Annotated in this window: 10 protein-coding genes; 5 read left to right on the forward strand and 5 right to left on the reverse strand. The window is 38.6% G+C overall.

What is annotated here, in order from left to right; genetic code table 11:
• Positions 1 to 100: 100 nt before the first annotated feature.
• From B3E00_RS09900 to holA, 5 genes are all read right to left on the reverse strand, one after another.
• Positions 101 to 1,684 (reverse strand): MDR family MFS transporter, encoded by a 1,584-nt coding sequence (locus B3E00_RS09900; RefSeq protein ID WP_209574471.1) that lies wholly within the window; start codon positions 1,682 to 1,684, stop codon positions 101 to 103.
• Between the two features lie 2 nt (positions 1,685 to 1,686).
• Positions 1,687 to 2,790, reverse strand: coding sequence for an HlyD family secretion protein (locus B3E00_RS09905; protein ID WP_209574472.1), 1,104 nt, complete (start codon positions 2,788 to 2,790; stop codon positions 1,687 to 1,689).
• 14 nt (positions 2,791 to 2,804) lie between these two features.
• Complete coding sequence (locus tag B3E00_RS09910; RefSeq protein WP_293889011.1) at positions 2,805 to 4,115, reverse strand: TolC family protein; 1,311 nt, start codon at positions 4,113 to 4,115, stop codon at positions 2,805 to 2,807.
• Positions 4,105 to 4,722 (reverse strand): TetR/AcrR family transcriptional regulator, encoded by a 618-nt coding sequence (locus B3E00_RS09915; protein ID WP_209574476.1) that lies wholly within the window; start codon positions 4,720 to 4,722, stop codon positions 4,105 to 4,107. Before B3E00_RS09915 ends, B3E00_RS09910 begins: the two co-directional genes overlap by 11 nt.
• Positions 4,723 to 4,925: 203 nt before the next feature.
• Positions 4,926 to 5,933 carry a DNA polymerase III subunit delta gene (gene holA, locus B3E00_RS09920; protein ID WP_293879321.1) on the reverse strand — a complete coding sequence of 336 codons (1,008 nt, stop codon included), beginning with the start codon at positions 5,931 to 5,933 and terminating at the stop codon, positions 4,926 to 4,928.
• Positions 5,934 to 6,330: 397 nt separating this feature from the next.
• Between holA and B3E00_RS09925 the strand changes: the two genes are divergently transcribed.
• The 5 genes from B3E00_RS09925 to B3E00_RS09945 all read left to right on the forward strand — a co-directional run bounded on the left by B3E00_RS09925 (position 6,331) and on the right by B3E00_RS09945 (position 11,278).
• Positions 6,331 to 6,792 (forward strand): type I restriction enzyme HsdR N-terminal domain-containing protein, encoded by a 462-nt coding sequence (locus B3E00_RS09925; RefSeq protein WP_293879323.1) that lies wholly within the window; start codon positions 6,331 to 6,333, stop codon positions 6,790 to 6,792.
• 169 nt (positions 6,793 to 6,961) lie between these two features.
• On the forward strand, positions 6,962 to 7,663 hold the full coding sequence (clpP, locus tag B3E00_RS09930) for an ATP-dependent Clp endopeptidase proteolytic subunit ClpP (RefSeq protein WP_209574482.1): 702 nt from the start codon (positions 6,962 to 6,964) through the stop codon (positions 7,661 to 7,663).
• Positions 7,664 to 7,665: 2 nt separating this feature from the next.
• A complete protein-coding gene (gene clpX / locus B3E00_RS09935; RefSeq protein WP_209574484.1) occupies positions 7,666 to 8,916 on the forward strand; it encodes an ATP-dependent Clp protease ATP-binding subunit ClpX in 1,251 nt (416 codons plus the stop codon).
• A 127-nt stretch (positions 8,917 to 9,043) separates the two neighbouring features.
• On the forward strand, positions 9,044 to 9,871 hold the full coding sequence (locus B3E00_RS09940; protein ID WP_293938329.1) for an AMP nucleosidase: 828 nt from the start codon (positions 9,044 to 9,046) through the stop codon (positions 9,869 to 9,871).
• Positions 9,872 to 10,114: 243 nt separating this feature from the next.
• Positions 10,115 to 11,278 carry an efflux RND transporter periplasmic adaptor subunit gene (locus B3E00_RS09945; protein WP_293879328.1) on the forward strand — a complete coding sequence of 388 codons (1,164 nt, stop codon included), beginning with the start codon at positions 10,115 to 10,117 and terminating at the stop codon, positions 11,276 to 11,278.
• The last annotated feature ends 58 nt before the right edge of the window (positions 11,279 to 11,336 follow it).

Raw genomic sequence — 11,336 nt, forward strand, 5'->3', positions numbered from 1 at the left:
CAAAAAATTCAAACACTTTTTGAGGACTTTTTAATACGTGGATAAGTGCTGTTTAGGACAGGATACCCCTTTAAAACCAATGGATCTGAGCGATCTTGGACTAATGCACACTAGACATATCGATCTGCGTTTTGCCTTGTTTTATCATCAATACAAAAGGAACGCAAATCAAAAATACAACCCCTAAATACAGAAATACATCCATATAGGACAACACAGTAGCTTGCTTCATCACGTTTAGATCTAATATCTGATACGCTTTGGCCAAAGCTTCATTTGGTGCAAAACCTTTCGCCTGAAAGCTCATTTGCAATTGCTGTACACGCTGCTGCACATCAAACTTACTAGGGTCCAAATTACCAACTAGATCAACACGATGTTTTTGGGTATCCCGGGCGATAAAAGTCGTAATCAATGCAATTCCGAACGAACCACCCAATTGACGCATCATCCCTGTAAAAGCAGCACCTTCACCGATTGATTTACCTTGCAATGTCGATAAAGAAAGCGTCATAACAGGCACGAACAACAATCCCAATCCAACTCCACGTAAAATTAGTGGCCAAAACATGTGCTCCGAACCCGTGTCATTCGTCATTAAACTGTACATCCAAAAACAGAAGCCAAAAAAGATACTGAGTCCTACTGCAACCATGTATTTTTGAGGTACACCATTTTGAATCATCTTACCAATAAACGGCATCATAATACCAGTCATGATCGAACTTGGTAACAACAGCAAACCAGCGTCTGTTGCTGTCCATCCTAATATAGACTGGGTATAAATCGGTATAATAAAAGTAGACCCGAACAGCCCAAAACCGAGTATAAAACTCATCACTACACCAACCTGCAAATTCTTATCTTTCAATACGCGCAGGTTGACGATAGGTTTATCATATACCAATTCCCGCCAGATAAAGAATAACAATCCAAAAGCCGATAAGATCGATAAGCCCAGAATTAAGGAGTCGTCAAACCAGTCATCCTGTTGCCCATGTTCCAATACAAATTGGAGCGATCCGATAAACATAACCAAGAAAATCATGCCGAACCAGTCCACTTCTTTGGCAGACTGTTTTTGGCTATATTTGGGACTTCGGACAAAAGACAATGTCAACAATGTAGCGATAATTCCAAGTGGCACATTAATATAAAATATGTACGGCCAAGAGAAATTATCGATAATATAACCACCCAGAGGTGGCCCTAAAGTAGGCCCAACGATAACCCCCATCCCGTAGATCGCCTGAGCCATACTACGTTTTTCTTTGGGATAACTTTCCGTAATAATTGTTTGAGCTGTAACCAATAAGGCACCCCCACCCATCCCTTGTATAAAACGAAAAGCGACGAGTTCCCACATATTGGTTGCGTTACCGCACAAAAATGAAGATACGGTGAATATGATAATAGAGGCAGCAAAATAATTTCTACGTCCAAACTGTTGGGACAACCAGCTGGTCATCGGAATTACAATGACATTGGCAATTGCATAAGCCGTTATCACCCATGCTACATCCGTTAAAGTAGCACCCAACGAACCTTTCATATCGTTAAGGGCTACATTGACAATCGTGGTGTCCACAATTTCCAGCAGAGCACATAGCACTGCTGTAATAGTGATTACGACGCGTCGAAAACCATATTCAACCAGACTATCTTGTTGATTTAAATTTTCCATAATTATTGAACATGCACATCTACGTCAGCATTCATGCCCGGTCTGAGCAAAGCCACGTTTTCTGCTTTATTGTCTTTTGTCAATTTAATTTTTACCGGCAAACGCTGCACAGTTTTCACAAAGTTACCCGTGGCATTATCTGGAGGCAATAAAGAGAATCGTGAACCAGTAGCTGGTGAAAAAGAGTTTACTTCGCCTTCAAACTCGATATTAGGATAAGCATCCACTTTAATTCCAACCTTTTGGCCTGGTTTCATTTTTTCCAGCTGCGTCTCTTTAAAATTAGCTACAACCCAAGTTTCAATATTATCTACAATATAGAATAACGATTGTCCCGGATTGACCATCTGGCCTGGTTGCACCTTGATATTGGACACCTGGCCATCTACAGATGCGAGCACCGCCGTATAAGAGAGATTCAATTTAGCTGCTTCGAGCTGCGCATTCGCTCTCTTTATATTTGCCTCTGCAACAGACGTTTGTTTAGAAGCTACTGTTGTTTTACTAACGATTGCATTGCGTTGAGATGCACTTGCATTACGTTGTTGTTGCAAAATTTCAACCTGCTTGTCAGCTTCTAGCTTAGCGGTTAATGCTTGTTCATATTGTTGCTTCGTAATCGATTGGTTGTTGTACAAGTTTTGGTAGCGGATGTAATCATTATTCGCTTGCTTGGCACGAATACGAGCCGCTTCAATACTACCCAAATTAGATTGGATCGTTGCATCAGATATGGCTACATTTGCCGAAGATGCAGACACGTCCGCCTTTGAAACATCAAAACTGCTTTGAGCCGCTGCAAGTGCTGCTAAAGCCTCATCTACGCGAACCTGATAATCCTGGCTTTCAATGGTAAACAAGGTATCGCCTTTTTTTACCAAATCGTTATCCTTTACGTAGACTTTCGAAATGAATCCACCAACACGCGGAATAATCGGACTCATGTTTTTTTCTACTTGTGCGTCATCAGTCGTTTCGTGCGCCTGACCATGCAGGTATTTATAACCACCGTAAGCCCCACCGAAAATAACGAGTGCAGCCAAAACAATGGTGAATTTTTTATTTGTACCTTTTTTCTCAGGTGCGTTTTCTATTGTATTTTCCATGTCTAGATTAATTGCTATTTAATATTTAACGACCCATTTGCCAATAGAAGGTCATAGTATTTTTCGATTGTGTTTGCTTTGCTGATCGCAAGGTTTATTTTACTTTGAAGTTGCTGTACATCTGCCGTCAACAAATCATCTGTATCTGCAATACCGTTATCATACTTATCTTTGGTAATACGATAATTTTCAACTGCCTGATCCAGCGCCTGATGATACACTACATCCTGCTTTTGTGCCAACATGTAGTTTTCGTTCGCCTGCTGTACCTGAACTTTCACCTTGTCGTTTAATAGTTCAATATGTTCATCGATTTCTTTAATGCGATTTTTGGCGACATTAACCTCCCTTTTGTTCTTATAGAGCGAACCTATATCATACGATACCCCCACGCCTATCATCGCTGCATTAGTTACAGTAACCACCTTTTGAAGGCCAAAAGCATTGTAACCTGCCGTTGCAGAGACAGTTGGCATGGCAGCAGCTTTGGTTACTTTCAACTGATCTTCAGCAACCAGACGTTGTGATTCCATGGACTTCACATCCGAACGGGTGCTTCTCGCAGCATCAAATGATGCTTTTAAGCCCAAATCAACACCCCTCACATCCGCTAGATTAATCTGATCCAATTGTGTATCTTCATCAATCTTCAGGAAATTAGCCAATTGATAATTCAGTACCTTGATATTTTTCTGCGCTTCCTGAAGCGATACCTGATAGTTAGATAACTGCAACTCAGCTTTCAATAAGTCATTACGAGCGATCAATCCATTGTCTAACATCGCTTTAAAATCCGAAACCCGCTGCTCAGACTGCTTAATATTTTCTGCAATCAACAAATTGGTTTGCTGAGCCTTATAAAGGCTTAGATAAAGATTCACTGCGCGTATAGCCAATTGTTCCTTACTCGCTACAGCGTTGTATTCTTCGGCTTTCAATATATCTTTTGCAATGTCAATACCTCCCTTAATCCTTCCGCCGGTATAGATTGGCAGGCTTACCGAAGCCTGTCCTAACCACAATTGATTCGCGGCAATATCCGGCGCAGCCCCTCCCTCACCCAATGCCAACTTTAAATTCACATTTGGAGTAGTCATGGCCATGTATTGTCCCCCCAATTTTGCGTCTGGAAGTTGCTTTGATTTGGCGGTTTCGACTTCGAGCTGCCTTCCAAATATCTTGGTATCAGCAGACTTCGCTTCCACGCTTTGATTTGCGGCCAAGTGAATTATCTCTTCCAAAGTCATGTGTTTATTGTCTTGTGCGAATAAACCTATAGGACTTAAAAGCAATAAAGCACTTAAATTGGCCAACTTATTTTTCATATGTCAATAAAGCTTTAATTGTTTTCTGTATAAATTCTGTCAACGTTGTTTCTATATAATGTGCATAGTCTTTATCATTATCGATATGCAACTGATCCTGTAAAAAGCTATGGTTCATCTGGAAATTCATAAAAGTTCCCATCATCATCGAATGAATCAAGATCGGATCATACCCCGCCTTAAATACCCCCTGTGCAACCCCATCATTGATGACGGCAGAGATCACTTCTAAATTGTGTAATTTGAGCTTCCTAAAAGCCTCCGATATAAGCATCCGCTGCTTTAGTGAACTTTCGATGGTAATAATGTGATATAGCTTTCGGTGTGAGTTCATCGATTTAATTGATCGATCCACCATCGCATCAATTTTATCCAACGCATGATCAATACCTGCAAGTTCATCCACGTTGATCATGAAATCAGGAACACGCCATTCAAAGAAAGTATCCAATAGCTTGTCTTTAGAACCAAAATAATAGTTGATCATCGCCACATTGACATTAGCTTCATTAGCGATATCACGTACGGAAGTTCCATCAAACCCTTTTGTTGCAAAAAGACGCTCTGCTGCAAGGAGAATATCAATCTGTTTTTCGTTAAATTCCATTATAAACACCTATCTTTTTAAAGATACATTCGCATCTTAAGCAACGAAACCAAACTCATTGTTATTAAATGCGGGACAAAGTTAAACAAACGTTTAATTTAAACAAATGTTTAATTATTAAATTTATGTAAAAAAAAGACACCTTGTGGGGTGTCTTATAGCTGAGCAAGTTTGTCTGTTTGTTTAAAACTCCGTTTGGCTAGTTAATTGAGTATCCGATAGATCATCTCTTTGAGAATCTCTGCGCTATTAAAATTACTGGGAACATGAACACCTTTCGATTTTAAATCAGTCTCTTTTAGAACATTGAGCACGTCGAAAGTTTTTCTACGATTGTAATTTCTCGCCGCAAGTTCATATTCTTTCAAAAAGAATGGATGTACACCTAATTCTTTTGCAGCAGCGGTCTTATCAATAAGATAATGATATTTTAGAATTTTAGTAAAGTAAGTCGCCACTTGACCAATGACCATAACCAAAGGATTATTTTTGGGATTTGCCACAAAATAGTCGACAATCTGATACGCTTTTAAGACATTCCGTTTTGCTAATGCAGTATTTAATTCAAATACATTATAATCTTTGGAAATACCAATATTACGTTCGACGTCATCCATACTTACTTCCTGATTTTTGGGAACATTGAGCATAAGCTTATCCAGTTCATTGGATATTTTGGACAAATCATTACCGAGATAATCAGCAATCAATACACTAGCCTGGGGATGAATACGCCAACCTGCCTCTTTCATGTAGAATCCGATCCACGGCGCTACCTTATCATCATACAGTTTAGCAGCATCAATCACTAATCCTGCTTTCTCGAACACTTTGTAAATTTTTTTACGCTTATCAAATTTGCCATGTTTATAGCAAAAAACAAGAATAGTCGTTGGTGTAAGATGCTCAAGGTACTTGGTCAACAACTCTTCGGTATCGGACTTCCATTTTAACTCTTGAGCCTCTTTAATAATGATAACCTGATTATCGCTCATCATTGGATATCGTTTAGCCGAATTGACTATTGTAGACATATCAACATCCTTTCCATAAAAAATGGATTGGTCAAACCCCTTTTGTGCGTCGGTCAATACCGTCGCTTCAAGCGCATCAGCAATGGTATCGATAAAATAGCTTTCCTCCCCCTGCAATAGATATACGGGTTTAAAAACTCTGTTTTTGATATCGGATAAGATCGGATGTATGTTCATATGTAAAAACTATCGATATTTTTTGTTTTCTTCGGCCCCAATAAACACTTTTCGTACTGCCCCATGCAAATTTGAGATATATTTTCGACAACTCTTAACGTGCGCTTATGCATCTTCAATAAAGTCTTCAAAATATTCAACCACGGGCATATATGAGAAGCAAAATTACAATTTTAATGGCAAATCAACCCGGAACTTCAAAAAGTTATGCTTTTATATCGTTGTTCACTCCTTAGCGTAGCGGTAAACGACTGGTTTAAAACCGGGAAGATGCAGCGACCGAACTATCGTGGTACATTTATTTCTTTCCCCTAGAGACAGCAAGTTCATAAAGAAAACAGCATATTTCCGACCGAGGCAATTTATAAGTATTGCCGAAATTTTAGTATATTTGTTCATGTTTTCACCTACTCCACTGAACTTGCCTCCGTTTAAAGCTAAAATATCCAAAAAGAACAATGCGATTTATATCTTTGATGAGCTCAGAAAAAAGGATCTGGTGTTAACTCCCGAAGAGTGGGTTAGACAGCATTGGATAAACTATTTGTCCATCAGTAAAAATTACCCAAAATCACTGATGAATATCGAAGGCGGATTAAAACTAAATAACCTTCAGAAACGAAGTGATCTGTTAATATACAACAGCAATGGACATAAGGTCGTTTTGGCGGAATTTAAGGCACCACACATAAAAATTACCCAACAAGTATTTGAGCAAATCGCAAATTATAACACCGTTCATCGCATCCCCTACTTAGTAGTGAGCAATGGCATAAATCATTACTATTGTAAAATTAATTTTAAGACTGAGTCCTATGAATTTTTAGAAGACCTCCCCAGCTACAATGAAATTGGCTAAGGAGCTATGCATGAAACACATAAAAAATAAGCTAGTCTTTACCTTATCGCCTGGCGGTGAGTAGAGCTAATAAAAAAAATGTAAAGTAGATGTAAAACATCTTTTCAATTTATTTGATTTATAAAATATAGTTTTATATTAGTCCTACAGAACAGAAAAAAATAAAAAGATGAATATAGATAAAAACGAATTCAGAAAATATGCAGTAAAGCATCACCGCATTGGAAGTCAGCACGTTGACAGCTTCATTGCTCGCACAGAGACAAGCATTCCTACAAATCTTACACCTTACATTGTTGAAGAACGTCAATTGAACGTTGCACAGATGGATGTATTCTCACGTTTGATGATGGATCGCATCATATTTTTAGGTAGCGGTATTGATGATCAGGTTGCCAACATTATTCAGGCACAACTTTTGTTTTTACAGTCTACCGATGCACAACGTGATATCCAAATCTACATTAATTCTCCAGGTGGGAGTGTATATGCTGGATTAGGGATTTATGATACTATGCAATATATTACTCCAGATGTAGCAACAATCTGTACAGGTATTGCTGCTTCTATGGGAGCTGTGCTTTTGGTTGCTGGTGCGAAAGGGAAACGTGCAGCGTTACGTCATTCACGCGTAATGATTCATCAACCATCTGGTGGTGCTCAGGGCGTCGCAGCGGATATGGAAATCAACTTACGTGAAATGATGAAATTGAAAGAAGAATTATACACCATTATTTCAGATCATTCTGGACAAACTTACGAATGGGTAGAAAAATCTTCTGACCGCGATTACTGGATGAAAGCCAATGAGGCGAAAGAATTCGGTATGATTGATGAGATTTTACTTCCTAAGAAGGAGAATATTAAATAACAATGGCAAAGAATAACGATAGAGACATTCATTGTTCGTTTTGTGGGATAAGCAAAAATGAGGCTCAGATGCTCATTGCGGGCAACGGTGCACATATCTGTGATAGATGTATCCAGCAGGCGGGCGAAATCTTAGCAGAAGAATTAAAACAACGAAAAAGCAAAACATTACAGACTGCTTTAAAGTTGATCCGACCTTTTGAGATCAAAACTCACTTGGATCAATATGTGATCGGTCAGGATGATGCAAAAAAAGTAATTTCGGTAGCAGTTTATAATCACTATAAACGGTTAAATCAGAAAGTGGATAAAGACGAAATTGAGATCGAAAAATCGAATCTAATTATCGTGGGAGAAACAGGTACTGGTAAGACATTGTTAGCAAAGACAGTTGCGAAGATATTAAACGTACCATTCTGTATTGTAGATGCGACTGTACTGACAGAGGCAGGTTATGTTGGCGAGGATGTAGAAAGTATTTTGACACGCTTACTTCAAGCAGCAGATTATGATGTAGCTTCGGCAGAGCGCGGAATCATCTATATCGATGAAATAGATAAAATTGCACGTAAAAGTGATAATCCTTCGATTACGAGAGATGTATCAGGTGAAGGTGTTCAACAGGCTTTGTTGAAGATTCTCGAAGGTACAGTGGTTAACGTTCCACCTCAGGGCGGCCGTAAGCACCCTGATCAAAAAATGATCGCGGTAAATACTAGTAATATACTCTTTATCTGTGGCGGTGCATTTGATGGTATTCAAAAGAAAATTGCAAACCGTTTACGTACACAGACTGTAGGTTATAAAATGAATGAAGACGAAGAGGAAATCGATTTGAATAACTTATACAAATATATTACTCCTCAAGACTTAAAGAACTTTGGTTTGATTCCAGAGCTAATAGGGCGTCTGCCAGTATTGACTTATCTAAATCCGTTGGATAAAGAAACTTTACTGAGTATCTTGACTGAACCTAAAAATGCATTGGTCAAACAATATAAGAAGTTGTTTGAATATGAAGGTATCGAACTAAAATTTGATCCTGATGTTTATACCTTTATTGTCGATAAAGCGGATGAATTCAAACTCGGAGCTAGGGGTTTACGCAGTATCTGTGAAGCCATTATGTTGGACGCTATGTTTGAGATTCCATCAACAAAAGAGCAGACGGGACAGAAAGCTTTGGAAATCACCCTGGACTACGCGAAGAAAAAATTCGAGAAGTCCGATTTGAAAAAGCTTAAAGTCGCTTAAAAAAATCCCGTTCAGCTGAACGGGATTTTTTTTTAAACAATTAAAAATCTTATATTACAATAACAACATACCCATAATGGAATGTTTATAGGAATATAAGAGATTCGAGAAACTAAATTTAATGACTATGACAAAAAAGAAAAGTACCAAAAGTACCGTAAATAGTCCGATAACACCAGGTTTAAAAAGTAAAGAAGAAATTGTAAACAATTGGCTTCCCAGGTATACAGGAAGACCTTTAGAAGAGTTTGGAGAATACATCCTTTTGACAAACTTTTCAAAATATATACAGCTGTTTTCTGAAATGCATGATAATGCACCCATCTATGGCGAAGATAAACCAATGCAGTCGGTCACCGCTGGCGGAATTACCATCATCAACTTCGGTATGGGAAGCCCTATGGCCGCAACCATTATGGATCTATTATCAGCCATTGCGCCAAAAGCAGTACTATTTCTGGGTAAAACCGGTGGGATCAAGAAAAAGATTCCTGTGGGTGAATTGATTTTACCCATTGCTGCTATCCGTGGCGAAGGAACATCGAATGATTATTTTCCACCCGAAGTGCCCTCCCTACCTGCCTTCGCTATGCAAAAGGCTATATCAACTACAATAAGGGATCATCAACGGGATTACTGGACAGGAACGGTATACACCACCAATCGAAGAGTTTGGGAACATGATAAAGCCTTTAAAAAATATTTGAAATCAATCCGTGCTATGTGCGTTGATATGGAAACAGCAACGATATTCAGTGTCGGTTTTGCCAACAAAATTCCTACCGGTGCTTTACTGCTCGTTTCGGATCAACCAATGGTTCCGGAAGGAGTCAAAACATCTGTCAGTGACGTAACCGTTACGGCGAAATATGTAGAAGCGCATATTAGCATAGGAATTGATGCCTTAAAACAACTTATTAATAACGGGCTGACCGTAAAGCACCTTAAATTTTAGGTTTCCATCTCAATAACATCATATTTTCCTACGGGGGAAAATATGATGTATTCCTTCCCCTAAAAAATTCATTATCAAGCACCTGAAACTATTAATCATTAATATTGATTAATAATTGAACAATTATTAACTCCAATTTGAGATGTTAACAAATGTTAATCTTCACAATAATTAAACTATTTGACGTTTATATTGTAATATTCATATTACACACACATATATCATAAAAATTAATCAATCATTGTGAAGAAAAAAACATTATCTATTTTCAACGTATCTCTATTGATTTGTTCAGCCTTAGCCACTCAGGTAAGTTGTTCTTCAAGTTCTTCAAAAGAAAATAAAAGCAAAGAAAAAAGCGTCGCCTTACCAGTTTATACCGTAAAGAAATCAGATGCAATTACCATCAAGGATTATTTGGGGACAATCGAAGGTAAGGTTAATGTAGAAGTTCGCCCCCAGGTAGAGGGATTACTTCAGGAAATTTATGTTGATGAAGGTTCTTTTGTACAAAAAGGTCAAAAGCTATTTAAAGTTGATCCTTCCACCTATCAGGAAAACCTGAATAACATGATCGCTACAGAACAGGTCGCTAAAGCCAAACTTAAAAATGCACAACTTGAAGTAGACCGATTGAAACCGCTTGTTCAAAATGATGTTATTTCCGACGTCAGACTTTCTTCTGCCAAGTCAGATTATCAAGTTGCCAAGGCAACACTCGACCAAGCTATCGCGGCCGTGCGCTCGGCTCAGATCAGTAAGGATTTTACCGTTATCACAGCACCGGTAAGCGGTTACATTGGCCGGATCCCAAAGCGTATTGGGAATTTGGTATCGAAGGGAGATAAAGAACCCCTCACCTATCTTTCCGATATTCAGGAAGTGTATGTTTATTTTTCCATGAATGAATCTGATTTTCTGTATTTTTCAAAAGCTCAGGCAAAAAAAGATAGCTTAGAAGGTAAGAAATACAACCAGAATCAAAAACTTGTATTTCCCGAGGTGACTTTAGTTCTCGCAGATGGTGAAGAATATGCGAAAAAGGGTATAGTTGATGCGGTCAATGGCCAAATCAACCGTACCACGGGAGCAATCTCCTTACGCGCTACCTTTCAAAATCATGATAACATTCTCCGATCTGGAAGCAGCGGTACGCTTAAAATCGCTGAGATTAAGAAAGGTGTTCTTCAAATCCCTCAGATTGCTGTAAACGAATTGCAAGATAAAACCTTTGTCTATATATTGGACCAAAACAATAAGGCACAGAAACGAAATATACAGCTTTCGGGCAAAAGTAAAAACAACTATATCGTCTATTCAGGTTTAAACGAAAACGACCGTGTTATTACTAGCGGCTTTGACAAATTGACCGACGGTTCACCTGTAACCCCAATTTTACAGAAATAATTATTGATCATTTTTGCATGCTACTTGTGCCAGTGATACTGCGCACTGAAAGTAGCAT

The organism is Sphingobacterium sp. UBA5996 (assembly GCF_002429765.1).
Taxonomy (GTDB): Bacteria; Bacteroidota; Bacteroidia; order Sphingobacteriales; family Sphingobacteriaceae; genus Sphingobacterium.